Origin of the sequence: Oerskovia enterophila (assembly GCF_001692445.1) — a bacterium.
GTDB classification, from domain to species: Bacteria; Actinomycetota; Actinomycetes; order Actinomycetales; family Cellulomonadaceae; genus Oerskovia; species Oerskovia enterophila.
Map to the genome: position 1 here is coordinate 52,785 of NZ_MAQA01000016.1, position 26,449 is coordinate 79,233.

22 protein-coding genes are annotated in these 26,449 nt (G+C 71.8%); all 22 read left to right on the plus strand.

Annotation, left to right across the window (positions count from 1 at the left end; genetic code table 11):
- The first annotated feature begins 39 nt into the window (after window positions 1-39).
- Window positions 40-1,062 carry a 16S rRNA (cytosine(1402)-N(4))-methyltransferase RsmH gene (gene rsmH / locus OERS_RS08440; protein ID WP_068625435.1) on the plus strand — a complete coding sequence of 341 codons (1,023 nt, stop codon included), beginning with the start codon at window positions 40-42 and terminating at the stop codon, window positions 1,060-1,062.
- On the plus strand, window positions 1,059-1,502 hold the full coding sequence (locus OERS_RS08445; protein ID WP_068625436.1) for a hypothetical protein: 444 nt from the start codon (window positions 1,059-1,061) through the stop codon (window positions 1,500-1,502). Before rsmH ends, OERS_RS08445 begins: the two co-directional genes overlap by 4 nt.
- Window positions 1,503-1,636: 134 nt before the next feature.
- The gene (locus OERS_RS08450; protein ID WP_068625437.1) at window positions 1,637-3,775 is read left to right on the plus strand and encodes a penicillin-binding transpeptidase domain-containing protein; all 2,139 of its coding nucleotides are present in this window, start codon (window positions 1,637-1,639) and stop codon (window positions 3,773-3,775) included.
- A gap of 230 nt (window positions 3,776-4,005) precedes the next feature.
- On the plus strand, window positions 4,006-5,649 hold the full coding sequence (locus OERS_RS08455; RefSeq protein ID WP_068625438.1) for a UDP-N-acetylmuramoyl-L-alanyl-D-glutamate--2,6-diaminopimelate ligase: 1,644 nt from the start codon (window positions 4,006-4,008) through the stop codon (window positions 5,647-5,649).
- The gene (locus tag OERS_RS08460) at window positions 5,646-7,049 is read left to right on the plus strand and encodes a UDP-N-acetylmuramoyl-tripeptide--D-alanyl-D-alanine ligase (protein ID WP_068625439.1); all 1,404 of its coding nucleotides are present in this window, start codon (window positions 5,646-5,648) and stop codon (window positions 7,047-7,049) included. Before OERS_RS08455 ends, OERS_RS08460 begins: the two co-directional genes overlap by 4 nt.
- Complete coding sequence (mraY, locus tag OERS_RS08465) at window positions 7,046-8,146, plus strand: phospho-N-acetylmuramoyl-pentapeptide-transferase (RefSeq protein WP_056648845.1); 1,101 nt, start codon at window positions 7,046-7,048, stop codon at window positions 8,144-8,146. Before OERS_RS08460 ends, mraY begins: the two co-directional genes overlap by 4 nt.
- Window positions 8,131-9,630 (plus strand): UDP-N-acetylmuramoyl-L-alanine--D-glutamate ligase, encoded by a 1,500-nt coding sequence (gene murD, locus OERS_RS08470; RefSeq protein ID WP_083201322.1) that lies wholly within the window; start codon window positions 8,131-8,133, stop codon window positions 9,628-9,630. The genes mraY and murD overlap by 16 nt, the downstream gene beginning before the upstream one ends.
- A gap of 4 nt (window positions 9,631-9,634) precedes the next feature.
- The gene (locus OERS_RS08475) at window positions 9,635-11,143 is read left to right on the plus strand and encodes a peptidoglycan glycosyltransferase FtsW (RefSeq protein WP_083201323.1); all 1,509 of its coding nucleotides are present in this window, start codon (window positions 9,635-9,637) and stop codon (window positions 11,141-11,143) included.
- Window positions 11,144-11,249: 106 nt separating this feature from the next.
- Window positions 11,250-12,371: an undecaprenyldiphospho-muramoylpentapeptide beta-N-acetylglucosaminyltransferase gene (gene murG, locus OERS_RS08480; protein ID WP_409365920.1), complete on the plus strand. Its 1,122-nt coding sequence runs from the start codon at window positions 11,250-11,252 to the stop codon at window positions 12,369-12,371.
- Window positions 12,368-13,882 carry a UDP-N-acetylmuramate--L-alanine ligase gene (gene murC, locus OERS_RS08485; RefSeq protein ID WP_068625440.1) on the plus strand — a complete coding sequence of 505 codons (1,515 nt, stop codon included), beginning with the start codon at window positions 12,368-12,370 and terminating at the stop codon, window positions 13,880-13,882. The genes murG and murC overlap by 4 nt, the downstream gene beginning before the upstream one ends.
- A 404-nt stretch (window positions 13,883-14,286) precedes the next feature.
- Window positions 14,287-14,982 carry a cell division protein FtsQ/DivIB gene (locus OERS_RS21975; protein WP_248948467.1) on the plus strand — a complete coding sequence of 232 codons (696 nt, stop codon included), beginning with the start codon at window positions 14,287-14,289 and terminating at the stop codon, window positions 14,980-14,982.
- Between the two features lie 243 nt (window positions 14,983-15,225).
- Complete coding sequence (ftsZ, locus tag OERS_RS08495) at window positions 15,226-16,551, plus strand: cell division protein FtsZ (protein WP_056648852.1); 1,326 nt, start codon at window positions 15,226-15,228, stop codon at window positions 16,549-16,551.
- A gap of 4 nt (window positions 16,552-16,555) precedes the next feature.
- Window positions 16,556-17,341 (plus strand): polyphenol oxidase family protein, encoded by a 786-nt coding sequence (locus OERS_RS08500; protein WP_248948469.1) that lies wholly within the window; start codon window positions 16,556-16,558, stop codon window positions 17,339-17,341.
- A gap of 143 nt (window positions 17,342-17,484) precedes the next feature.
- Entirely contained in the window at window positions 17,485-17,970 is a 486-nt protein-coding gene (locus OERS_RS08505; RefSeq protein ID WP_056648854.1) for a cell division protein SepF, read from the plus strand.
- Window positions 17,971-17,996: 26 nt separating this feature from the next.
- Window positions 17,997-18,287 (plus strand): YggT family protein, encoded by a 291-nt coding sequence (locus tag OERS_RS08510; RefSeq protein WP_056648856.1) that lies wholly within the window; start codon window positions 17,997-17,999, stop codon window positions 18,285-18,287.
- 166 nt (window positions 18,288-18,453) lie between these two features.
- The gene (locus tag OERS_RS08515) at window positions 18,454-19,110 is read left to right on the plus strand and encodes a DivIVA domain-containing protein (RefSeq protein WP_056648858.1); all 657 of its coding nucleotides are present in this window, start codon (window positions 18,454-18,456) and stop codon (window positions 19,108-19,110) included.
- Window positions 19,111-19,272: 162 nt separating this feature from the next.
- Window positions 19,273-19,734: a TraR/DksA family transcriptional regulator gene (locus OERS_RS08520; RefSeq protein ID WP_056648860.1), complete on the plus strand. Its 462-nt coding sequence runs from the start codon at window positions 19,273-19,275 to the stop codon at window positions 19,732-19,734.
- Between the two features lie 103 nt (window positions 19,735-19,837).
- The gene (locus OERS_RS08525) at window positions 19,838-20,539 is read left to right on the plus strand and encodes a signal peptidase II (protein ID WP_248948471.1); all 702 of its coding nucleotides are present in this window, start codon (window positions 19,838-19,840) and stop codon (window positions 20,537-20,539) included.
- On the plus strand, window positions 20,539-21,477 hold the full coding sequence (locus OERS_RS08530; protein WP_056761986.1) for an RluA family pseudouridine synthase: 939 nt from the start codon (window positions 20,539-20,541) through the stop codon (window positions 21,475-21,477). The genes OERS_RS08525 and OERS_RS08530 overlap by 1 nt, the downstream gene beginning before the upstream one ends.
- A 55-nt stretch (window positions 21,478-21,532) precedes the next feature.
- Window positions 21,533-22,012: a GNAT family N-acetyltransferase gene (locus OERS_RS08535; protein WP_068625443.1), complete on the plus strand. Its 480-nt coding sequence runs from the start codon at window positions 21,533-21,535 to the stop codon at window positions 22,010-22,012.
- Between the two features lie 187 nt (window positions 22,013-22,199).
- Window positions 22,200-25,757, plus strand: a complete 3,558-nt coding sequence (gene dnaE, locus OERS_RS08540) for a DNA polymerase III subunit alpha (protein ID WP_068625444.1) — start codon at window positions 22,200-22,202, stop codon at window positions 25,755-25,757.
- Between the two features lie 157 nt (window positions 25,758-25,914).
- The gene (locus OERS_RS08545) at window positions 25,915-26,322 is read left to right on the plus strand and encodes a pyridoxamine 5'-phosphate oxidase family protein (protein WP_056761982.1); all 408 of its coding nucleotides are present in this window, start codon (window positions 25,915-25,917) and stop codon (window positions 26,320-26,322) included.
- Window positions 26,323-26,449 lie beyond the last annotated feature (127 nt).

Here is a 26,449-nt window from a genome sequence, read left to right on the forward strand (position 1 = left end):
ACGAGCAGCACGACGAGCACCGACCAGGAAGGAGGCGTCATGTCCACACCTCGCAGCACGTCAGGAGCGGGAGCAGAGGACCGGCACGTCCCGGTGCTCCTCCAACGGTGCGTCGACCTCCTCGCCCCCGCCCTCGTGGCGCCGGGATCGGTCCTGGTCGACTGCACGCTCGGCATGGGCGGGCACACGGAGGCCGTCCTGGAGCAGATCCCGACGGCACGGGTGATCGGCATCGACCGCGACACGCAGGCCATCGCGCTGGCCTCCGGGCGGCTCGCGCGGTTCGGTGACCGGTTCCAGGCCGTGCACGCCGTCTACGACGAGATCGGCGACGTGATCGCAGACCTCGGCCTGCCTGCGGTCCAGGGCGTGCTGATGGACCTGGGGGTCTCGTCCCTGCAGATCGACGAGTCGGAGCGCGGCTTCTCCTACGCCCACGACGCGCCGCTCGACATGCGCATGGACGCGACCACGGGCCTCACGGCGGCGGACGTCCTCAACACCTACGACGAGCGCGACCTGGTCCGGATCCTGCGGGAGTACGGCGAGGAGCGGTTCGCGCAGCGCATCGCCCGAGCGGTGATCCGTCGGCGCGAGGTCGAGCCGTGGACCCGGAGCGCGGCCCTCGTGGACCTCGTGCGCGCCAACATCCCGGCCGCGACCCGCAAGACGGGCGGCAACCCGGCCAAGCGCACGTTCCAGGCGCTGCGGATCGAGGTCAACGGTGAGCTCGAGGTGCTCGAGCGCGCGGTTCCGGCGGCCGTCGAGGCCCTCGCCGTGGGCGGGCGGATCGTCGTCGAGTCGTACCAGTCGCTCGAGGACCGCATCGTCAAGCGCGAGCTCGCGCGAGGTGCGACGTCGAGCGCACCGGCGGGCCTGCCCGTCGAGCCCGAGACCCACAAGCCGTACCTGAAGCTGCTCGTCCGTGGCGCCGAGGAGGCCCAGGCCGACGAGCTCGAGCACAACCCGCGCTCCGCGTCCGTGCGCCTGCGGGCCGCGGAGCGGCTGCGTCCCACACCTGACCACCTGCGACACCGCAACCGAGGGGAGAAGCACTCATGAGCTCACGACAGGCTGCGGCCCGTCCTCTGTCGACGCCGGCCCCTGCTCCCGCCCGCCGTGCGTCGCTCACGGCTCTCCCGGGCGGTGCTGCCGGACGCTCCTCGCGGCCGCGCCTCGAGGCGGTCCGTGCGCCGCTCCAGGTACGTTCCCGGATTCCCTTCCTCGTCCTGTGCATGTCGATCCTCGCTGCAGCGCTCCTGGGTGCTTTGCTGTTGAACACCACGATGGCGAACGGCTCGTACCAGATGTCGAAGCTCCGGACGGAGGCGGGTGTGCTCGAGCAGGACACGCAGGCCCTCGACGCCCAGCTCCGGGCTGCCGAGACGTCGCTGCCGGACCGCGCGGTCGGGCTCGGGATGGTCGAGTCGGACGCACCCACGATGCTGCGGCTCTCCGACGGTGCGGTCATCGGTGCCCCGGAGGCGGGAAGTACGCCGTGACCGGTGGGACGGGGCGCAGGACCGGCGAGAGCTCGCCGCGTCCCTCCGCGTCGTCCCGGACGGCGGGTGCCCAGCCCGCCGGCTCGGCCCGCCCGGGAACGGGTCGCAGCTCCTCTGCCACAGCGCGTGCAGGCGTGCCTCGGACCTCGACGGGCTCGCCGGCACCTCGCAGCACGACCGTTCCTCGGACGGGTCGCGGCTCGGGAGCGACGTCGAGCCCGAGCGGCCGGGGTGGCGGGGCCCCCGCGACCAACCCGACGAGCAAGGCTCGCACGACCAGCAGGGCGGGCGCGGGCAAGGTGCCGACGACGGACAAGTTGCCCGCGACGGGCAAGACCCGCGCGACCGGCAAGGTCGCCAGGACGACGTCCAGGAGTGCCAAGCCCCCCGCCCGGACGGCCGCTCTCACGCCGCGCGCCGGGGGCGGTTCCGGCGGCGGCGGTCAGGGCGTGGGACGACCTGCGACCGCGGCGACGCCCAGCCCCGCGCGCCCCGAGAAGCGGCAGCGCTGGGTCATGGCCGTCGCGCTCCTGGTCCTGCTGTTCTTCGCGGGGCGTCTCGTGTACGTGCAGGTCGTCATCGGTCCCAAGCTCGCGGCCAGCGCCGAGGCGACGCGAACCCAGTCCCACGTGACGCTCGCGCACCGTGGGGACATCACGGACGCCGACGGCGTGGTCCTCGCCACGTCGATCGACCGGTACACGGTCTCCGCGGACCAGGAGACGATCCCGAACTTCGTGCCCTCGAAGCGGCACACGATCGACGGCAAGGCGGTCGAGGAGACGGGGGCCGTCGGCCTGGCCAAGCTGCTCGCACCGATCCTGGACCGTTCTGCCCCCGAGCTCGCGGCCGAGCTCAGCGGCACCAACGGTCGAGTGAACCGGAACGTGGTCCTGGCGAAGGGCGTGGTGCCCGAGGTCCAGCGGCAGATCGCCGAGCTGGGGGTCTCGGCCTACATCAGCACGCGCCTCACGACGACCCGGACGTATCCTGCGGGAACCACCGCGGGCAACATCATCGGGTACATGGGCGAGGGCGAGTCGACCGAGAACATGGTCGGTCGCGGGGGGATCGAGGCGGCCTACGACGACCTCCTCACCGGCACGCCGGGCAGCGAGAGCTTCCAGCGCGCGGGCGGAGCGGGTGGGGTCCGGATCCCCGGCAGCACGCAGGAGACCGTCGAGGCCGTCCCGGGGTCCTCGGTCGCGCTGACCCTGGTGCGGGACATCGGCTGGAAGGCGCAGGACGCCGTCGACAAGGCCGTGGCCGAGACCGGGGCCGACTACGCGATCGCCGTGGTGCAGGACGTGAAGACCCAGGAGGTCCTCGCGCTCGCCGACTCGGGGGCGATCGACCCGAACGACCGGTCCGACGCGCGCGTCGCTGACGGCAGCCGTGCGGTCAAGGACGTGTTCGCGCCCGGGTCGACGGGCAAGGTCATCACGATGGCCGCCGCGATCGAGGAGGGCCTCGCGACCCCGGCGACCCAGTACGAGGTGAACGACCGCTACACGACCGCCAACGGGGAGACCTTCAAGGACTCGCACCCGCACGACATGGAGCGCATGACGCTGGCCGGGATCCTCGCGCAGTCCTCGAACACCGGGACGGTCATGGTCGGGCAGGACATCCCCAAGCAGCAGCGTGAGGACTACCTGCGCAAGTTCGGCTTCGGGTCCAAGACGGGCCTGGGCCTCCCGGGCGAGTCCGCGGGCATCCTCGACTCGGCGAAGAACTGGGACGGCCGCACGGAGTACGCGGTCCTGTTCGGCCAGGGTCTCGCCGTCAACGCGGTCCAGGCCACGAGCGTCTTCTCGACGATCGCGAACGGCGGCGTGCGGGTCGCGCCCACGCTGCTCAAGGGCACGACGGGTCCCGACGGCGTCTTCGTCCCGGCCCCCGAGCGGGAGACCACGCAGGTCGTCTCTGAGTCGACCGCGGACCAGGTCCTGCACATGATGGAGGCCGTCGTCGAGGAGGGGTCGGGCACCGAGGCCGCGATCGGGGGCTACCGGATCGCGGGCAAGACGGGAACGGCCGAGGAGGTCGGGGCGGGGGGTGGCCTGACCGACATCATGGCGTCGTTCATCGGCGTCGCCCCCGCGGACGACCCGCAGTACACGGTCGCGGTCTTCCTCAAGAACCCTCGGACCAACATCTTCGGCGGCATGGTCGCGGCGCCGGTGTTCAAGGACCTGATGAGCTTCACGCTCCAGAACCGGAACGTGCCCCCGAGCTCGGTCGTCGAGGCGCCGTACCCGACGACCTGGTGACGGGGCGCTCCCCAGGCCCGTCCCGTCGTCGGGCCTGCGCCCCGGGCCTCGCACGAGGCCTCTGGTCCGTGCGGGCCCGCAGGGCAGCACGCATGGCGTGCCCGGCCCTCGTGCGGTGCAGCGGGAGTTCGGCGTACCCTGCCGCGGCCACGCGTGAAGGTCCCGTGAAGTACCGGGTCCGGGCCTACCAGCCGACCGGTCGGGACCGTGATGCACGGTAAGTTCTACTCGTGACATCCCCGATCGACCGTCTTCGCCCCACCACGTCCGCACACCACTCCGCTCAGGACCTCGCGACCACCTTCGAGCTCACGGTCGGCACCGGACGAACGGCCCCCGACGCCGATCCCGGCGCGCTCGCGGGCGTCGAGATCTGGTCGGTCGCCTCGGACAACCGCGTGGCTGCCGACGGTGACCTCTTCGTCGCGCTGCCCGGTGCGAGCACGCACGGCGCGAGCTTCGCGAGCGGTGCGATCGACCGCGGTGCCCGGGCCGTCCTGACGGACCCGCACGGCGCCCTCCTCCTCGACGAGGCGGGCGAGCACCGGGTCCCGGTCCTCGTGACCGACGACCCCCGCAACCTCCTGGGGCGGGTCGCCGCCTGGGTCTACGGGGCTCCGGCCGAGCACCTGACGACGTTCGCCGTGACGGGCACCAACGGCAAGACCACGACGACGTACCTGATCGACCACGTCCTGCGTGCGCTGGGCTGGAAGGGCGGGCTGATCGGCACGGTCGAGATGCGCTCGGGCGACCGCGTGCTCCCGAGCCGGCTCACCACACCCGAGGCCGCCGACCTGCAGGCGCTCCTGGCCACCATGCGCGAGGACGGCGTGAGCACGCTCGCGATGGAGGTCTCCTCGCACGCCCTGGCGATGCACCGGGTCGACGGCTTCGTGTTCGACGTGGCGGGCTTCACGAACCTGAGCCAGGACCACCTCGACTTCCACGGCGACCTCCAGGAGTACTTCGACGCCAAGGCGGCGCTGTTCACCCCCGAGCACGCGCGTCGTGGTGTGGTCGTCGTGGACGACGCCTGGGGCCGGCGCATGACCGAGGCCGCGACGATCCCCGTCGCGACGCTCTCGGTCGCGGGCGGTGGCGCGGGCACGGACTGGACGGTCGTCGACGTGGTCGCCGAGGGGTCGGCCGGCAGCGCGTTCACGCTGCGGCACCGCGACGGCCGGGAGCTCCGCACGACGACGGCGCTGCCCGGGGGCTTCAACGTCGCCAACGCGGCGCTCGCGCTCGCCATGGTCCTCGAGGCAGGAGCCGACCTCCGCGACGTGCGCGCCGCGCTCGAGTCCGCGGGCGGCGTCAGCGCGGCCGTCCCGGGCCGCATGGAGGTCGTGGGCACGTCCCCGCGCGTCGTGGTCGACTTCGCGCACAACACCGACGCGCTCTCGCTCGCGCTGGCCGCGCTGCGTCCCACCACGACGGGCCGCCTGCACGTGGTGTTCGGCGCGACGGGCGACCGGGACAAGGGCAAGCGCCCCCGCATGGGCGCCGTAGCGGTCGAGGGCGCCGACGTCGTCGTCGTGACCGACGACGACCCGCACGGCGAGGACCCGGCCGCGATCCGCGCCGAGGTGCTCGCCGGGGCGCTCGCCGCCCTCGAGGCGGTCCACGGCGCGACGGGCACCGCGGGCACGGCCGGGACGCCCGCGCGGACCGTGACCGAGGTCGCGCCCCGGGCCGCCGCGATCCGTGACACGATCCGGGAGGCCGGTCCGCAGGACACGGTGCTGATCGCCGGCAGGGGCCACGAGGTCTGGCAGGAGATCGCCGGGGTGGACCACGCCCTGGACGACAGGGTGGAGGCGCGGGCCGCACTGGCCGAGCGCGACGAGACGACGAAGGAGCACGGAGCATGATCGAGCTGACTGCGGCGGAGGTCGCCGCAGCGACCGGAGGACGGCTCGCCGCCGACCCGGACGTGAGGGTGACCGGCTCGGTCGTCATCGACTCCCGGCTCGCGGGACCCGGCGCGCTCTTCGTGGCGCTGCCCGGCGAGCACGTCGACGGGCACGACTACGTCCCCGTCGCGGTCGGCAACGGCGCGGCGCTCGTCCTGGCGGCCCGTGACGTCGACGCCCCTGCGGTCGTGGTGGAGGACGTCCAGACCGCGCTCGGGGCGCTCGCGCGCGAGGTCCTGCGCCGGCTGCGCGCGGCCGGAGACCTCAAGGTCGTCGGCATCACGGGCTCGGTCGGCAAGACCACCACGAAGGACCTCCTGGGGCAGCTCCTGACGCCCCACGGGCAGACCGTGGTGCCGCGCGGCTCGTTCAACAACGAGATCGGCCTGCCGCTCACCGTGCTCGAGGCCGACGCCTCGACCCGCTTCCTCGTCCTCGAGATGGGGGCCAGCGGCATCGGTCACCTGACCTACCTGACGCAGATCGCGCCCCCGGACGTCTCGGTCGTGCTCGCGGTGGGCAGCGCCCACCTGGGCGAGTTCGGGGGGATCGAGGCCGTGGCCACGGCCAAGGCCGAGATCGTCGCGGGCCTCGTCCCGGGCGGTACCGCGGTCCTCAACGCCGACGACCTGCGGGTCGTCGCGATGGCCGAGGCCGCGCCCGGCCCGGTCGTGACGTTCGGGACGATCCCCACCGCGGACGTGCGTGCCGAGAACATCGGCATGGACCGTTCGGGCTGCGCGTCGTTCGACCTGCGCGTGCGCGGCGCCGAGCCGGTCACCCATCCGGTCCAGCTCCGCCTCGTGGGCGAGCACCACATCTCCAACGCGCTCGCGGCGGCCGCCGCGGCGATCCAGGTGGGGCTCGACGCGGCGGCGGTCGCGGCCGGCCTGGCCGGGGCGACCGCGATCAGCCCGCACCGCATGGCCGTCACGCAGCGTCCCGACGGCGTCACGGTGATCGACGACTCCTACAACGCGAACCCCGACTCGATGCGCGCTGCCCTCAAGGCGCTCGCGGTCATGGCCGGGCGCGAGCGCCGGTCGGTCGCGGTCCTGGGCGAGATGCTGGAACTCGGACCCGACTCGCGCGCCGCTCACGACGAGATCGGGCGTCTCGTGGTCCGATTGAACATCAAGCTGCTCGTCGTGGTCGGTGACGGTGCCGGCGGCATCCACGACGGCGCCACCCAAGAGGGGTCCTGGGGCGATGAGACTCGGTTCGTACCTGACGTCGAGACGGCCTCCGCGCTGCTGCGCGACGAGCTCCTGCCCGGCGACGTGGTCCTGGTGAAGTCCTCGAACGGCTCGGGCCTGTGGCGCCTGGGCGACGAGCTCTCGGGCGAGGTGCGCGCATGATCGCGATCCTCGTCTCCGCGTGCGTCTCGCTGCTCGTGGCGCTACTGGGCACCCCGCTGTTCATCAAGTTCCTGATCCGTCGCAACTACGGCCAGTTCGTCCGCCAGGACGGCCCGACGGCGCACTTCACCAAGCGCGGGACGCCCACCATGGGCGGGGTCGTCATCATCGGGGCGACCCTGATCGGCTGGGCGATGTCCTACGTCGTGTCCTCGATCGTGTCGGAGACGCCACGGACCCCGAGCATCTCGGCGATCCTGGTGCTCTTCCTCATGACCGGTCTGGGGCTCGTCGGGTTCTTCGACGACTTCACCAAGATCCGCAAGCAGCGCAGCCTGGGGCTCTCGCCGCGCGCCAAGATCATCGGCCAGGGCATCGTGGGCATCACGTTCGCGGTGCTTGCGCTGCAGTTCCCCAACGAGAACTTCCGCACACCGGCGTCGACGCACATCTCGTTCCTGCGGGACACCAACCTGGACCTGGCCTTCGCGGGAGCGACGATCGGCCTGATCCTCTTCGTGCTCTGGGCCAACTTCCTCATCACGGCGTGGTCGAACGCGGTCAACCTGACGGACGGGCTCGACGGCCTGGCCACGGGTGTCTCGATCATCGTGTTCGGCTCGTACATCCTCGTGAGCATCTGGCAGCTCAACCAGAGCTGCCAGGTCATCGAGGCGGCCGGGCCGCGCTGCTACGAGGTCCGCGACCCGCAGGACCTCGCGATCGTCGCGGCCGCGATCATGGGCGCGTGCGTCGGGTTCCTGTGGTGGAACGCGAGCCCCGCGAGGATCTTCATGGGTGACACGGGGTCGCTCGCCCTCGGTGGCGCCCTGGCCGGTCTGACGATCCTGTCCCGCACCGAGATCCTCGCGGTCATCATCGGCGGGCTGTTCGTCCTCATCGTGCTCTCCGATGTGATCCAGATCGGCTACTTCAAGATGACGGGCAAACGCGTCTTCAAGATGGCCCCGCTGCACCACCACTTCGAGCTCTCGGGGTGGGGCGAGGTCACGATCGTCATCAGGTTCTGGCTGATCGCCGGGCTGTTCGCGGGGCTGGGCCTCGGGATCTTCTACGCCGAATGGGTGGTCAGCTAGTGCCGGAGGACTCCGTCCCCTCTGCTGCACCGCTCGACCTGGCCGTCCCGTGGGCGCAGGCCCGGGTCCTGGTCGCGGGCCTCGGGGTCTCCGGCCGCGCGGCCGTCCAGGCGCTGCGCGACGCGGCGAAGGTGGCGTCGGTCGTCACGGTGGACCGTTCGGCCCCCGACGCCGACGCGCAGGACGAGTCAGGTGTGGACCTGAGCCAGGTCGACCTGGTCGTGGCCTCCCCGGGGTGGGCGCCGTCGTCGGCCCTGCTGGTCGCCGCGCGCGCCGCCGGCGTGCCCGTGTGGAGCGAGGTCGAGCTGGCCTGGGCGCTGCGCGTGCCGCGCGCGGACGGCTCGTTCGCCCCCTGGCTCGCGGTCACGGGGACGAACGGCAAGACGACCACGGTCGAGATGCTGGCCTCGATCCTGTCCGCGGCCGGTCTGCGGACCGCGGCCGTGGGCAACGTCGGCACGCCCGTGGTCGTCGCTGCGCTCGACCCCGGGCTCGACGTCCTGGCGGTCGAGCTCTCGAGCTTCCAGCTGCACTTCACGCACTCCATGTCGGTCCAGGCCGGGGCCGTCCTCAACATCGCCGCGGACCACCTCGACTGGCACGGCTCGCTCGAGGCGTACGCCGCGGACAAGGGGCGCGTCTACGAGCGCGCTCAGGTCGCGTGCGTCTACAACGTCGCCGACCCGCGCACGGAGCACCTCGTGCGCGAGGCCGACGTCCTGGAGGCGGCGCGTGCGATCGGGTTCACGGTCGGCGCACCCGCTCGTGCCCAGCTCGGGGTCATCGAGGACGTCCTCGTGGACCGCGCGTTCCACGCCGCACCCGACGACCCCGCGCGCCACCGCAGCGCCCAGGAGCTCGCGACGTTCGCGGACCTGGCCCACCTCGCCGGCCCCGGGGGCACCGTACCCGTCCACGTGGTCGCCGACGCCCTCGCTGCGGCTGCCCTCGCGCGCGCCCACGGCGTGAGCGCGCAGGCGGTCCGCGAGGGCCTGCGCGCGTTCCGTCCGGGGGCGCACCGCATCCAGGGCGTCGCGACGGTCGACGGCGTGACGTACGTCGACGACTCGAAGGCGACCAACCCGCACGCGGCCTCGGCCTCGCTCGGCGCCTACGAGCCGGGGTCCGTGGTCTGGATCGCGGGCGGCCTCGCGAAGGGGGCGACCTACGACGAGCTCGTGCGTGCGCGGCTGTCCCGGCTGCGCGCCGTGGTCCTGATCGGTGCCGACCCGGCACCGATCGAGGGTGCACTGGCCCGACACGCACCCGACGTCCCCGTGGTCCGCGTCGATCCCGGTGACACTGGGACGGTGATGCAGCGCGCCGTCGAACGAGCCCGGGACCTGGCGGTCCCCGGGGACACCGTCTTGCTCGCCCCCGCCAGCGCGTCGATGGACCAGTTCACGTCGTACGCCGCACGCGGCGAGGCGTTCGCGCAGGCCGCACGGTCGTTGGTGGGCGCCGAGACCACGCTGGGAGGGTAGTCCGGTGGCCCAGACGACGAGCGGGCGCGGGCCTGCGCAGCGCTCGGCGGCGGGCTCCTCCCGGGCGAGCACCGCGGGCACGCCACGCGCCAAGAGCCCGGCTGCTCGGACGACGACCGGCTCGACGCCCTCCGGGGCGCGTCCCGCGACCGGTGCGCGGCCGACCACGACCGCGACGACCGGCCTCCCCACGAAGGGCGGGACCACCCGGCGGACCCGCACACCGCGTCCTCGGCCGCGTCCGGCCAGGCCTGCGTCGAGCGAGCGCGCGTGGCTCGGCCAGTGGGACAGTGCCGTGACGAGCTACTACCTGCTCGTCGGTGCGACCACCCTGCTCGCGATCATCGGCCTCGTCATGGTGCTCTCGAGCTCGGCGATCACGGAGATCGCGGCGGGAAAGTCGCCCTACGGCGCGTTCCTGACCCAGGCGCAGTACGCGCTCATCGGTCTGCCCGTGCTGCTCGTCGCGAGCAGGCTCCCCACGAGCGTGTACCGGCACGGCGCGTGGCCGCTGCTCATCTTCTCCCTGTGCCTCCAGCTCATGATCTTCAGCCCGCTCGGCCACGAGGTCAACGGCAACCTGAACTGGATCAACTTCGGGTCGTTCTTCGTGCAGCCCTCGGAGCCCGCCAAGCTCGCTCTCGCGGTCTGGCTGGGTGTCGTGCTCGGGCGCAAGCAGCACCTGCTGGGCTCGTGGAAGCACGCGATCGTGCCCGCGGTCCCCGGCGCGCTCCTGGTCATGGGGCTCGTGCTCGCGGGGCACGACCTGGGCACCATGCTCGTGATCCTCATCCTCGTGGCGGGGGCGTTCTTCGTCGCGGGAGTCGACTGGAAGCTCCTCGCCCTGGCGGGGGCCTGCGCGGCCGTCGTGGTCGTGGTCGGGTTCGTCGCGATGCAGCAGAACGCGAACCGCATGAACCGGCTCCTCGCGACGTACACGAACGTGTGCGACACCTCGGACGCGAACGCGGGCTCGAGCGTCTGCTACCAGACGGTCCACGGCCTGTGGGCGCTGGGCACGGGCGGGTTCGGCGGGGTCGGGCTCGGCGCGAGCCGCGAGAAGTGGAGCTACCTGCCCGAGGCCCACAACGACTTCATCTTCTCGGTCATCGGCGAGGAGCTCGGACTGCTCGGAACGCTCCTGGTCCTCGCCCTGTTCGCGGTGCTCGGGCTGGCCATGAGCCGGGTGATCCGCCGCCACCCCGACCCGTTCGTCAAGATCACGACCGCGGGCATCGCGTGCTGGATCGTGGGTCAGGCGTTCATCAACATCGGCGTGGTCATCGGGGTGATCCCGGTCATCGGGGTGCCGCTCCCGCTCGTCTCCTCGGGCGGGTCGGCGCTGATCACGACCATGGCGGCCCTCGGCGTCGTGATCTCGTTCGCGCGCAACGAGCCAGGCGCCAAGGAGGCGTTCGCCGCCCGGGGGAGCGTCGTGCGCAAGTCGCTCGCCGTCGTCGGGCAGGCAGGGCGTCGCGCCCTGCCGGGGCGTCGGCGCGCCCAGGCCCGATGACCAGGCCCTGCCGTGAGCCCGTGGGCGAGCGGCGGCCCCAGAACTTCTCGGCCCCCGGGTCCTCCGGGGACGACAGCAACAGCAAGGACAGGTGACGAGGTACGTGGTGAGTTCTTCTCTCGGTTCGGTGGTGCTCGCAGGCGGCGGGACGGCGGGTCACGTGAACCCGCTGCTCGCGGTGGCGGACGAGCTGCGCGAGCGCAACCCCGGGGCGGTCGTCACGGTGCTCGGGACGGAGAGCGGCCTCGAGGCCGACCTGGTCCCGGCGCGCGGGTACCCCTTGCGCTTCGTGCCCAAGGTGCCGCTGCCGCGGCGCCCGAGCGGCGAGTGGGTCGCCCTGCCGGGCAAGCTCAAGTCGGCCGTGGAGGCCGCCGGGGCCGTGATCGACGAGACCCGGGCAGAGGTCGTCGTGGGCTTCGGGGGATACGTCTCGACGCCCGCCTACCTCGCGGCGCACCGCCGCGGGGTGCCGATCGTGATCCACGAGCAGAACGCCCGACCCGGCCTGGCCAACCGTGCCGGCGCGCGGTGGGCCGAGTACGTGGCCGTCACGTTCGACGGCACGCCGCTCAAGGGCGGCATCGTCACGGGCCTGCCGCTGCGCTGGGAGATCGCGGACCTGATCCGTGACCGCTCGGTCGACGCGGCGACGGTCCGGACCAACGCCGCGGCCGCGCTCGGGCTCGACCCGGCGCGCCCGACCGTGGTCGTCACGGGTGGTTCGCTGGGCGCGCAGAGCGTCAACGAGGCGTTCGCCGGCGCGGCGCGCGCCGTCCTCGCGACGGGTGCGCAGGTCCTGCACCTGACGGGCAAGGGCAAGGCCGACGCGGTGCGCGAGGTCGTGGGCGGTCTGCCCGGCTACGACGTGCGCGAGTACCTGTCGGCGATGCACCTGGCGTACGCGGTCGCCGACCTGGTCGTGTGCCGCTCGGGCGCGGGGACGGTCAGCGAGCTCGCTGCCCTGGGCATCCCCGCGGTGTACGTGCCGCTGCCGATCGGCAACGGCGAGCAGCGCCTGAACGCCGCGCCGCTGGTCCGGGCGGGTGGCGGGATCCTGGTCGACGACGACGCGTTCACCTCGGCCTGGGTGACCACGAACCTCCCCGGCCTCGTGAGCGACGCCGAGCGGCTGCGGACCATGGCGGCGCTCGCGTCGCGCGCGGGCATGCAGGACGCGACGGCACGCGTCGCGGACCTCGTCGAGAAGGCGGCGGGGGTGTCCCGATGACGGCCGACGGTTCGTCGGAGCCGTCGGCCCCGTCGGTGCCTCCGGTGCTCGCGGAGCTCGGGACGGTCCACCTGATCGGTATCGGCGGCGCGGGCATGTCGGTCGTGGCCCGTCTGCTCACGGCCCGCGGGGTGCGCGTGCAGGGGTCGGACGCCAAGGGCAGCGCCGTGGTCGAGGCGCTGCGTGCGGACGGGGTCCCGGTGCACGTCGGGCACGCGGCCGCGAACGTCGAGGGCGCGGACACGCTCGTCCTGTCGAGCGCGGTCCGTCCCGACAACCCGGAGCTGGTCGCGGCGCGTGCCGCGGGACTGCGCGTGCTGCACCGCTCGGAGGTGCTCGCCGCGCTCATGGCGCAGGGTCGCTCGGTCGCGGTCGCGGGCGCGCACGGCAAGACCACGACGTCGGCCATGATCGCGACGACCCTGCGGTCCGCGGGGCTCGACCCGTCGTTCGCGATCGGCGGCTCGGTCATCACGAGCGACGGTGCGATCCCGGGCGGTCGGCTGGGCGCGGGCGACGTGCTGGTCGCCGAGGCCGACGAGTCCGACGGCTCGTTCCTCAACTACGCGCCGACCATCGCGGTCGTGCTGAACGTCGAGCCCGACCACCTGGACCACTACGGGTCCCGCGAGGCGTTCGAGCAGGCCTTCGTGGACTTCGCGGCCCGCATCGTGCCCGGCGGCCACCTGGTCGCGTGCGCCGACGACCCGGGGGCGCTCGCGCTCGCGCGGGCGCACCGGGCGGCGGGTGGCAGGGTCGTCACGTACGGGACGACGCCGGGCAGCGACGTGCTGCTCACGGACGTCCGGCCCGACGGCGCCGCGGGGGTGGCCGCCCGGCTCACCGTCGCGGGGGGTGCGTCGGGCGTGGGCCCGGCCGGCGCGACCACCGGGCCGTTCGAGCTGCGCCTGCAGGTCCCGGGCGCGCACAACGCCCTGAACGCCGCGGCGGCCGTCGCGACGGCCCTCCTCCTGGGCGTTCCCGCGGAGCAGGCTGTCGCGGGGGTCGGCGAGTTCCTGGGTACCGGCCGACGGTTCGAGGCGCAGGGCGAGGCCCGCGGGGTGCGGGTCGTGGACGACTACGCCCACCACCCGACCGAGGTCGCCGCGCTCCTGACGGCTGCTCGACCCGTGGCTGCCGGGGGACGTGTCCTGGTCCTGTTCCAGCCGCACCTGTTCTCCCGGACGCGGCTGTTCGCGCAGGAGTTCGCCGACGCTCTCGCGCTCGCGGACGACGTCGTGGTGACGGGCGTCTATGCGGCGCGCGAGGACCTCGACCCGGAGACGGGCTCGTGGACGATCGTGGACCGGATGCCCGCCGGCGCCGCGCGCGGCATCGAGGACCGCGTCGAGGCCGCGCGTGCCGTCGCGGCGGCCGCGCGGCCCGGTGACCTGGTCCTCACGGTCGGGGCGGGCGACGTGACCGAGCTCGGGGCCGTGATCCTCGACGCTCTCCTGGCGGGTGCGCCCGCCGGGGACGGCGACGGGACGGTCCCGGAGGCCGAGGGCTGATGAGACCGCCGTCCCGGCCGCGTCCTGCGACTCCCCGACCGGCGGCTCGGGGGGCACGGGACCCGCAGGCGCGCCCCGGTGCGGAGCGGGTGGCTCCCGTCGAGGAGTCCGCCGCGGACGAGGCGGTACGTGACCACGATGCCCGCCACGACACCCGACGGGGAACCCGTCCAGCCCGTGCCGGTCAGGACGAGACCCTCACGCAGCCCCTCGAGCTCCGGGGGCAGGACCTCGTCCCGGTCGGATCGTCACGTCCTGCGCCCCGGACCTCGGGTACCCGTCCTGCGACGGGACAGGTCCCGGTGAGGCCGTCAGGGGGCCCGTCGGCCACCAGGTCGACGGCGCGACCGACCGACCGGGTCGTCTCGACGGGCATGGCCGACCGGCTCGCGGAGAAGGCGGCCATGCGTCGCCACCGCGTGCGGCGCACGATCCTGATCTGGGTCGCCTCGGTGGTCGCGGTCGCGGCCGTCGTCTGGGTCGCCCTGTTCTCCCCGGTCCTCGGCACGGACCCCGCGAAGGTCGAGATCACGGGGGAGGGGACCGTGATCGACGTCGCACAGGTGCAGCAGATCGTGTCAGGGGTCGCGGGCGTGCCGCTGCCCCGTGTCGACACGATCGGGTTGCGCGAGCAGATCCTGTCCCTCAACGGTGTGCGCGACGCCACGATCCTGCGCGAGTGGCCCGACGGGTTGAGCGTGACCCTCGAGTCGAGGGAGCCCGTCGCGGCGGTGCCGCACGAGGGGGCCTACGTCCTGCTCGACCGCGACGGCGTCCAGGTGCTGACGGTCGAGGAGGTGCCCGAGGGGATCCCCGAGATCGGGGTGAGCCTCGACGAGAAGGGGGCCAGGTCGTTGCGTGCCGCGCGCATCGTGCTCAACGCGCTCCCGCCCGAGCTGCGGGCCGAGGTCGCCGAGGTCACGGCGGAGACGCAGGACGCGGTCGAGATGACGCTGCGTGACGGGGCGGTCGTGGAGTGGGGCAACGGCGAGGACGCAGCCCTCAAGGTCAAGGTGCTGCAGACCTTGAGGTCGCTGCCGGAGAACCAGGGCGCGACGCTCTACGACGTGTCCGCGCCCACGATGCCGATCACCCGATGACCGTGGCGACCGGCGCCGGGGCCCGGTCGCCGGGCCACGGGCTCGACGGACGTGAGTCGAAGAACTCATGCAGTACGGCAGGGGTGAGACATGGCCCACCCAGCAGGTTTTCGCCGACACGCGCGGGCGGGTCGTTGATAGGACCAGGACGGGCACCTACCGTCGACACAGCACAACCTGACATAACTATAACCCTCTAGTTGAGGGTGAAGGTTGAGGGCTACAGGATCGAGAGGCATTGACGTGGCAACTCCGCAGAACTACCTAGCAGTGATCAAGGTGGTCGGCATCGGCGGTGGTGGCGTGAACGCCGTCAACCGGATGATCGAGGTCGGTCTCAAGGGCGTCGAGTTCATCGCCATCAACACCGACGCGCAGGCGCTGCTGATGTCCGACGCGGACGTCAAGCTCGACGTCGGGCGCGAGCTCACGCGTGGGCTGGGTGCCGGTGCCGATCCCGAGGTCGGCAAGAAGGCCGCCGAGGACCACGCCGAGGAGATCGAGGACGTCCTGCGCGGCGCCGACATGGTCTTCGTCACGGCGGGCGAGGGCGGCGGGACGGGCACGGGTGGCGCGCCGGTCGTCGCGCGCATCGCGCGGTCGCTGGGAGCCCTGACCGTGGGTGTCGTCACGCGGCCCTTCACGTTCGAGGGCCGGCGCCGCTCGGTCCAGGCGGACCAGGGGATCGAGGCCCTGCGCAACGAGGTCGACACCCTCATCGTCATCCCGAACGACCGGCTCCTGTCGATGTCGGACCGCAGCGTCTCGGCGCTCGACGCGTTCCACTCGGCGGACCAGGTCCTGCTCTCGGGCGTCCAGGGCATCACCGACCTCATCACGACCCCGGGTCTGATCAACCTCGACTTCGCCGACGTCAAGTCGGTCATGCAGGGAGCGGGCAGCGCCCTCATGGGGATCGGCTCGGCACGGGGCGAGGACCGCGCGGTCCAGGCCGCGGAGCTCGCGATCTCCTCGCCGCTGCTCGAGGCCAGCATCGACGGCGCCCACGGCGTCCTGCTGTCGATCCAGGGCGGCTCGGACCTCGGTCTCTTCGAGATCAACGAGGCCGCGCGACTGGTCCACGAGGCTGCGCACACCGAGGCGAACATCATCTTCGGTGCCGTGATCGACGACGCCCTCGGCGACGAGGTCCGCGTGACCGTCATCGCCGCAGGGTTCGACGGCGGCACGCCCCAGGTCCGCAAGGACTCGCGTGCTCCTGGGCAGCTCGCCGGAGCGCCCGCGGCGCAGCCTGCGCAGCCCGTCCAGGCGCAGCGCCCCGTCGCGGTGCCGACCACCACGGGCAGCCACACGCTGCCCCGCCCGGTCGTCCCCATCGCTTCGGAGCCCGACGACGTGCCGGTCACCTTCGGAGGTGGAGCGGCCCAGGTCTCGGCAGGCTACCCGGCGGCGATCCCGACGTTCAGCGTCGTCCCCACCGAGGACAACCAGAACGCGGAGCAGCCCGCGGCCGAGCGGTCGGCGCAGGTCGAGGTGCCTCGTCTCTACGACGAGGAGCCCGTCCGTCGCAAGGTCGAGGAGCTCGACGTCCCCGACTTCCTCAAGTAGCACCGTGCTCGATCCTGCACTGCCCGCACCCCCGGTTCTCGAGGTCGACCTCGGTCCGGGGGTGCGTGCTGCGTTCACGACCCGTGCCGGGGGGACCTCGCCCGCGCCGTGGGACGGCCTCAACCTCGGGCTGGGGGTCCAGGACGACGCCGAGCGGGTCCTGGTCCACCGCGAGGCGGTCGGCCGGTGGCTCGGGGCACCGCTCGTCTTCGGGACCCAGGTGCACGGGACCGGGGTGCGCGTCCTCTCGGGCGAGGACCGGGCTGCGCGGAGCGAGCGGGGCGCGGGGGCCGAGACCTGCGGTGAGTACGACGCGCTCGTCACGGCCGCGCCCGGTCTGGGGCTCGGGGTGCTCGTGGCCGACTGCGTCCCGGTGCTCCTCGCGGACGCCGGTGCCGGAGTGGTCGGGGTCGCGCACGCGGGCCGTCAAGGGCTGGCCGGAGGGGTCGTCGGGACCGTGCTCGAGGCGCTCGTCGCCCAGGGCGCGCGGCCCGAGACGCTGCGCGCCGTCGTCGGACCCTCCGCGTGCGGGCGCTGCTACGAGGTGCCCGCGGACCTGCGCGACGAGGTCGCGTCCCGACGTCCGGCCACCGCGTCCACGACCAGATGGGGCACGCCCGCGCTCGACCTGCCTGCCGGGGTCGTCGCCGACCTGCGCGCGGCCGGGGTCACGGAGGTCTTCTCGACCGGGATCTGCACGCTCGAGGACCACCGGTTCTACTCGCACCGACTCGCGACCCGTGACGGCGTCACGACGGGCCGGTTCGCCGGGGTCGTGGCCCTCGGATGACCCTGCGTGCGGTGCGGACGTGCGGTTTCTCACCCTCGAGCCTGTTGACCTTTCCCGGGCGTGTCGCATCCTGCCCGTCTCCGGGGCTGGGCTAGCGTGCAAAGCACGGAACCAGCAGTCGACATGAGGACGGAGAGAGGGCGATGGCCGGAGCGCTTCGCAAGACCATGCTTTACCTGGGCCTCGCTGATGATCGAGGCGAGGACGAGCAGGAAGAGTTCATCGACGAGTACGACGACTTGGGGGCCGACGTGCCGCACGACTACCAGGCTCAGGTGACCCCACTGCACCGCACGGTCGCCCCACGAGAGGTACCCCAGACGAGCATGTCAGCCGCAGAGCTGCGCCGGATCACGACCGTGCACCCGCGCTCCTACAACGACGCCCGCGTCATCGGGGAAGCCTTCCGCGGTGGCACGCCGGTCATCATGAACCTCTCCGACATGGACGACGCCGACGCCAAGCGCCTGGTCGACTTCTCCGCCGGGCTCATCTTCGGTCTGCACGGTGCCATCGAGCGGGTGACCAACAAGGTCTTCCTGCTCTCGCCCGAGCACGTCGAGATCACCGGCGAGGAGCAGACCCCGGAGCCTCCCGTGACCCGGGCCGGCTTCTACAACCAGAGCTGACCGCAGGATCTGGCACAGTTGACCCCGTGACATTCGTCTTCGATCTGCTGGCATTCGTCCTCGGTCTCTATCTCATCGTGCTGATCGGCCGCGTGGTCTTCGACTGGGTGCAGGTCTTCGCCCGGGACTGGCGTCCACGCGGCGTCATGCTCGTCCTGGCCGAGGCCATCTACACGCTGACGGACCCGCCGCTGCGTGCCCTGCGCAAGGTCATCCCGCCGCTGACCCTCGGGCAGGTGCGGTTGGACCTCGCATTCATCGTGCTGTTCCTCGCGGTGTCGTTCTTGGCACAGTTCTTGAGGTATCTCAGTTTCTGAGGGCTCCTCCAAACACGTAGAAAACTGACAACACGGCGATCTTGACGCCGGTACCCGTTGGACGGGCACCGGGCGAGGCCGCCTCCTCTGACAATCTCCGCTACTTTGGACTGTGGCGATCTCGAGATCGCTCGGACTGACGGCGCAAACGCATTGAGGTGAGACGATGGCACTGCTGACAGCAGAGGACATCCTGAACAAGAAGTTCTCCGCGACGAAGTTCCGCGAAGGATACGACGTCGAAGAGGTCGATGACTTCCTGGACGAGGTGGTGAGGACGCTCAACTCCGTGCAGGAGGAGAACGACGACCTCAAGACCAAGCTGGCTGCAGCAGAGCGACGCGTCGCAGAGCTCAGCCGCGCGGACGCCTCGGGTCCGGCCAAGCCGGTCGTGGTGGATGCCCCGGTGGCACCCGAGCCCGCTCCGGTCGCGCCGATCTCGGCCGCGGTCACCGGCAAGCTGAACGGCGAGCCCGAGTCCGCGACCGGCATGCTCCAGCTCGCTCAGAAGCTGCACGACGACTACGTGCGCTCGGGCCAGCAGGAGGGTGACCGCCTCATCGCGGAAGCCAAGGAAGAGGGCACCCGGATCGTGCAGGAGGCGGAGGAGACCTCGCACCGCACGCTCTCCCAGCTCGAGCAGGAGCGTTCGCTCCTCGAGCGCAAGATCGACGAGCTGCGGCTCTTCGAGCGCGACTACCGCACGCGTCTCAAGAGCTACCTCCAGAACCTCATGGGGGATCTCGACAACCGAGGCAGTGCTCTCCCGCCGCGCAGCGGCTCCGGCGCAGGTCGCTCGAGCGACCTGAGCGCGGGCATCTAGTCCGCCTGCCACCTGGCAGACGATCACACCAGGCGTGCGGACCTCGAGGTCACGCCGCTGGTCGGTCCGTCACGACGCACCACCCGGGTCCTCCGGCGTGGTGCGTTGTGCGTACCGGCAGGCGGCGTCTACTCTCACCGCAACTCGAACCGGAGGGGCGACATGACCAAGCTCAGTACCGCGACGCGCGCGGCAGTACGTCAGCAGTTCCCGCACCTAGCTCGCGACGTCAAGTCCTTCCCCGTGCGTGACGGCGAGGAGCCGTGGACGCTCAAGGAGGCGGAGGAGCAGGCAGCGACCCTGCTCGAGGAGCGCGACCGTCTCGAGCGCGAGCTCGCCGAGGCGGACCAGGAGCTCTCGGAGCTCCTGCGGAACTCGGGGGACGGTGCCGGCGACGACCAGGCCGACTCCGGGTCCAGCGCGCTCGAGCGCGAGCAGGAGCTCACGCTCGTGAACAACACGCGCGACCTGCTCGAGCAGACCAAGCACGCTCTGGACCGGCTCGCAGCCGGTACCTACGCGACGTGCGAGGCGACCGGGCTCCCGATCGGCAAGGCGCGCCTGCAGGCCTACCCGCGGGCGAACCTCTCGGTCGAGGCCAAGCAGCGCGAGGAGCGCCGCTGACGGTCCCACCTGCAGCACACGACGGCCGCCGTCCCGAGGGGACGGCGGCCGTCGTCGTCACCGGATCGTGGGGAGCCGGCCGGACATGGCAGACTTGCCGCCGATGCCATCGACTCCCTCTCCCCAGCAGCCCGTGCCCGCCGACCCGTCCGAGGGCGGCGCCGACGGCACGTCAGCAGCCCCCTCCACAGCCGTCCCGGAACGCGCGACCGTCTCCTCGAAGCGCCTCGTCGTGTGGGTCGCGGTGCTCGCGGTCCTCGTGATCCTGGTCGACCAGGCCACCAAGATCTGGGCCGTCGCGAAGCTCGAGGGTGAGCCGACCATCGAGCTCCTCGGGAGGTGGCTCCACCTCACGTTCATCCGCAACGAAGGGGCGGCGCTCGGGATCGGCTCGGGGTACACCTGGATCCTGACGATCGTCGTCACGGTCGTGGTCGTGTTCATCCTGCGGAGCATGCGCAAGATCGGCTCGCGGGGCTGGGCGGTCGCGCTCGGGCTGCTGCTGGGTGGCGCGCTGGGCAACCTCATCGACCGGATCTTCCGTGCGCCCGGCGTCGCGCAGGGGCACGTGGTCGACTTCATCGGGTACGGCGACCTGTTCATCGGGAACGTCGCCGACATCGCGGTCGTGGGGGCCGCGGTGATGATCGCGATCCTCTCGATCCAGGGCATCGGCATCGACGGGCAGCGCCACTCGGGCGAGGGCGAGGCGGCGCCCGCTGCGGCGGACCAGACCGAGGCCGCGCCCGAGAAGAGCGACGCGGCCGACGGCCCGGACGCTCCCAGCACGAGGACGGTGTCCTGATGGCGCAGGTCCGTGCCCTCCCGGTGCCCGACGGGCTGGCGGGCGAGCGCGTCGACGCTGCCCTGGCTCGCCTGCTGGGCCTCTCGCGCACGCGCGCGGCCGAGATCGCGGCCGACGGCGGCGTCCGTGTCGACGGACGGGAGGTCGGCAAGTCCGACCGCCTGGTCGCCGGGGCCTGGCTCGAGGTCGAGATCCCCGACGAGCCCGACACGTCGGCCGTGCAGATCGTCGCCGAGCCCGTCCCGGGCATGAAGATCGTGTACGACGACGACGACGTCGTGGTCATCGACAAGCCCGTGGGCGTCGCGGCCCACCCGTCGCCGGGCTGGACGGGACCGACGGTCGTCGGCGCCCTGATCGCCGCGGGCTACCGGATCTCCACGTCGGGGGCGGCCGAGCGGCAAGGGATCGTGCACCGGCTCGACGTCGGCACCTCGGGGCTCATGGTCGTCGCCAAGAGCGAGCTCGCGTACTCGGTCCTCAAGCGTGCCTTCAAGGAGCGCACGGTCGAGAAGGTCTACCACGCGCTGGTCCAGGGACACCCCGAGCCCACCACGGGCACCATCGACGCGCCCATCGGGCGCCACCCCTCTGCCGACTACAAGTTCGCGGTCGTGGCCGAGGGCAAGCCCTCGGTGACCCACTACGAGGTCCTCGAGATGCTCCCGGCGGCCTCGCTCGTCGAGGTGCACCTCGAGACCGGCCGGACCCACCAGATCCGCGTGCACTTCTCGGCGCTGCGCCACCCCTGCGTGGGTGACGTGACGTACGGGGCGGACCCGGTGCTGGCCAAGAAGGTCGGGCTCTCGCGGCAGTGGCTGCACGCGGTCCAGCTCGGGTTCGAGCACCCGTCGACGGGGCAGTGGACGCAGGTCACGAGCGAGTACCCGCAGGACCTGGCGCACGCGCTCGAGGTCGTCCGCGGGGCGTACTCCTGATCACCGCGACGGCCCGGTCCGCCCGGGGCCACCAGGACATCGAGGGGAGCACGCCGTGCTGACGACCGAGCGGGTCACGACGCCCGCGCAGCTCGAGGAGGCGCACGCGCTGCGCCTCGAGGTCTTCGTGGGCGAGCAGGAGGTACCGCTCGCCGAGGAGATCGACGACGCCGACTTCGCCCCCACGACCACGCACGTCCTCGTCCGCGCGGGCCGGGCCCCCGGGGAGGGGGCCGTCGTCGGGACGGGACGCCTGCTCACGGACCCCGCGCACCCCGGCGAGGTGCACATCGGGCGCGTGGCCGTCGCGCGCCGCGCCCGGGGGACCGGCGCGGGAGCCGCCGTGATGCGTGCGCTCGAGGAAGTCGCGCTCGCCGAGCACGCCTCGGACGGGGCCGTGCGGATCGAGCTCAGTGCCCAGACGCAGGCCACGGGGTTCTACGAGCGCCTCGGCTACGAGGTGTACGGGCCCGTGTACCTCGACGCGGGGATCGACCACCGGGACGCCGCGAAGACGCTCCGCTCGCACGGCTGAGGCAGGCGCCGGGCCAGGACCGGGCGCCAGCCACTCGACGTGCCCGCCCCTCGCCGGCCGGTCCGCGCCCTGGAGCGCCGACCGCGCGAGGCCCGTGGCGCCGTCGGGCCGTCCTGAGAGAAGGCACACGCGGTCACCGGCACGCGACACGCCGAGAGGCGTGGGTGGCTCGATCTAGACTCGTCGCATGCCGTCTGCCGCCACCCCTGGAAGCACCCAGAAGTCCGACGACTTCGTCCACCTCCACGTCCACACCGAGTACTCGATGCTGGACGGCGCCGCGCGACTCGGAGACCTCTTCGAGGAGACCGCGCGACTGGGGCAGAAGGCCATCGCGACCACGGACCACGGGTACATCTTCGGGGCGTTCGACTTCTGGTCCAAGGCGACCCAGGCGGGCATCAAGCCCATCATCGGCGTCGAGGCGTACGTCACGCCCGGCACCAGCCGGTTCGACCAGACGCGCGTCCGGTTCGGCGAGAAGGGCCAGGAGTCCGACGACGTCTCGGCCCGCGGCGCGTACACGCACCTGACGATGTGGGCCCGCAACAACGAAGGGCTGCACAACCTCTTCCGGGCCAGCTCGCTCGCGTCGCTCGACGGCCAGATGGGCAAGTGGCCCCGCATGGACCGTGACCTGCTCGAGCGTTACGGCAAGGGCATGATCGCGTCCTCGGGCTGCCCGTCGGGCGAGATCCAGACCAAGCTGCGGCTCGGCCAGTGGGACGCGGCCGTGCAGGCCGCCGGCGAGCTCCAGGACGTGTTCGGCAAGGAGAACTTCTACATCGAGCTCATGGACCACGGGCTCGACATCGAACGCCGGGTCATCAAGGACCTGCTGCGGCTCTCGGAGACCATCGGGGCCCCGCTGGTCGCGACCAACGACCTGCACTACGTGAAGAAGGAGGACAGCCACTCCCAGGAGGCGCTGCTGTGCATCAACTCCGGCTCCACGCTCGCCGACCCCGACCGCTTCAAGTTCGACGGCGACGGCTACTACGTGAAGTCCGCAGCCGAGATGCGGCACATCTGGAAAGAGCTGCCCGAGGCCTGCGACAACACCCTGCTCATCGCCGAGCAGTGCGAGGTCAGCTTCGACACCTCGGCCAACTACATGCCCAACTACCCCTGCCCCCCGGGCGAGGACGAGACCTCCTGGTTCATCAAGGAGGTCGAGAAGGGCCTGCACTACCGCTACCCGGACGGGATCTCGGACGCCGTGCGCAAGCAGGCCGAGTACGAGACCCAGGTCATCGTCCAGATGGGCTTCCCGGGGTACTTCCTCGTCGTCGCCGACTTCATCAACTGGGCCAAGGACAACGGCATCCGCGTGGGGCCCGGCCGTGGCTCGGGAGCGGGGTCCATGGCGGCCTACGCGATGCGCATCACGGACCTCGACCCGCTGCAGCACGGCCTGATCTTCGAGCGCTTCCTCAACCCGGACCGCGTGTCCATGCCCGACTTCGACGTCGACTTCGACGAGCGCCGGCGCGGCGAGGTCATCCGCTACGTCACCGAGAAGTACGGCGAGGACCGCGTCGCGCAGATCGTCACGTACGGCACCATCAAGGCCAAGCAGGCGCTCAAGGACTCCTCGCGCCTCCTCGGGTTCCCTTTCGCCATGGGGGAGAAGCTCACCAAGGCGATGCCGCCCGCGATCATGGGCAAGGACATCTCGCTCACGGGGATCTTCAACCCGGACGACAAGCGCTACAACGAGGCCGACGAGTTCCGCCAGATCCACTCCGCGGACCCCGACGCGCAGCGCGTCGTCGAGCTCGCCAAGGGCATCGAGGGGCTGAAGCGTCAGTGGGGCGTGCACGCGGCCGGCGTCATCATGTCGAGCGAGCCGCTCATCGACATCATCCCGATCATGCGCCGCCTCCAGGACGGCGCGGTCATCACGCAGTTCGACTACCCCACGTGCGAGGGCCTCGGCCTGATCAAGATGGACTTCCTGGGGCTGCGCAACCTCACGATCCTCGACGACGCGCTCGAGAACATCGTGATGAACGGCAAGGACCCGGTCGAGCTCGAGGCGCTCACGCTCGACGACCCCAAGACGTACGACCTCCTGGGCCGCGGCGACACCCTGGGCGTGTTCCAGCTCGACGGCGGCGGCATGCGGACGCTGCTCAAGCTCATGCGCCCCGACAACTTCGAGGACATCTCGGCCGTGGGCGCGCTCTACCGCCCCGGCCCCATGGGAGCGAACTCCCACACCAACTACGCGCTGCGCAAGAACGGGATGCAGGAGGTCACCCCCATCCATCCCGAGCTCGAGGAAGCCCTCGAGGACATCCTGGGGACCACGTACGGCCTGATCGTGTACCAGGAGCAGGTCATGGCCATCGCGCAGAAGGTCGCCGGGTACTCGCTCGGCCAGGCCGACATCCTGCGCCGCGCCATGGGCAAGAAGAAGAAGTCCGAGCTGGACAAGCAGTTCGAGGGCTTCTCGAACGGCATGAAGGAGCGCGGCTACTCGATGGCCGCGGTCAAGACGCTGTGGGACATCCTGCTGCCGTTCTCGGACTACGCGTTCAACAAGGCGCACTCCGCGGCGTACGGCGTCGTCTCGTACTGGACCGCGTACCTCAAGGCCAACTACCCGACCGAGTACATGGCCGCGCTGCTCACGAGCGTGCGCGACGACAAGGACAAGTCGGCCCTGTACCTCAACGAGTGCCGCCGCATGGGGATCACGGTCCTCCCGCCGGACGTCAACTCGTCGTCGGCCAACTTCACGGCCGTCGGCAAGGACATCCGCTTCGGCCTGACCGCGGTGCGCAACGTCGGCGCCAACGTCGTCGACGCGGTCGTCGCGACGCGCGAGGACAAGGGGAGGTTCGGCTCCTTCACCGACTTCCTCGACAAGGTGCCCGCGGTGGTCTGCAACAAGCGGACCATCGAGTCGCTCATCAAGGCGGGAGCGTTCGACTCGCTCGACCACGCGCGACGTGCGCTGCTCGTGGTGCACGAGCAGGCCGTGGACTCTGTCATCAGCGTCAAGCGCGAGGAGGCCAAGGGGCAGTTCGACCTCTTCGCGGACCTGGGTGCCGAGGACCCCGCCATGTCGTTCAGCGTCGACGTTCCTGACATCCCGGACTGGGACAAGAAGCAGCGCCTCGCGTTCGAGCGCGAGATGCTGGGCCTGTACGTCTCGGACCACCCGTTGTCGGGGCTCGAGCACGTCCTGACGCGCGCGGCCGACACCTCGATCGCCGCACTCATGGCCGACGAGGCGCGCCCCGACGGGTCGACCGTCGTGATCGCCGGGCTGATCACCTCGCTCCAGCGCAAGATGAGCAAGAACGGCAACCCGTGGGCCGCGGTCACGATCGAGGACCTCGAGGGCGGGGTCGAGGTCATGTTCTTCGGAGAGACCTATCTCGCGTACTCGACGATCCTCGCCGAGGACCAGGTCGTGGTGCTCCGCGGCCGCGTGCGGCGCCGGGACGAGACCATGCAGCTCCAGGCCATGGAGGTCTCGCTCCCGGACATCTCGACGGTCGCCGAGACCCCGGTGCTCGTGAGCCTGCCCGAGTCCCGCTGCACCCAGCCCGTGGTCGAGCGGTTGCGCGAGATCCTCTCGACGCACCCCGGCGTGACAGAGGTCCACCTCAAGCTCACGAGCCCCGGACGCACCAAGGTCATGCGCCTCGAGGACACCCTGCGGGTCGAGAAGAGCCCCGCGCTGTACGGCGACCTCAAGGCCCTGCTCGGCCCGAGCTGCCTCACGGTGTGACCGGCGGCTGACAGGGGACGGCCTGGCCCGCGGGCTGGGCCGTCCCGCGTGCCGTCCGGCCGGGCGTCCGACCGCGGGCCACGTCGCGCGCCCGGTGTGTCCGAGGAGTCGTCCCGGCAGGCGGGCCCCTCCGCCGAGCCGACGTAGACTCGCCGTCGTGATCCACCTGACCCCTGAGCAGCGCGTGTTCGTGACCGAGCGCCACCTGGCGACCCTGACCACCCTCCGCGAGGACGGCAGCCCGCACGTCGTCCCCGTGGGCTTCACGTGGGACCCCGAGGCAGGGGTCGTGCGCATCACCACGAACGACACGTCGGTCAAGGCGCTCAACGCCGAGCGGCTCACGCCCGACGGCGCGCACCCGCGCGCAGCGGTCTGCCAGGTCGAGGGTGGTCGGTGGATCACGCTCGAGGGCACCGTCTCGGTCTCGCGCGACCCGGACGAGGTCGCCGAGGCCGTGCGCCGGTACACCAAGCGCTACAAGGAGCCGCGGGTCAACCCTCGTCGTGTGGTCCTGCGGATCGTCGCCGACAAGGTCATGAGCTCGAGCTACATGGCGTTCTGAGACGCCTGAGGTGCGGGGCACGTCCTGAGCGGGTGCCCGGCGAGGGGCCGGGTCGTGCGCCGACCGAGATCACCCCGGCCAGGGAGCGGCCGGGGCCCCACGCGCGCCCGGTCCGGTCCGCCGGACG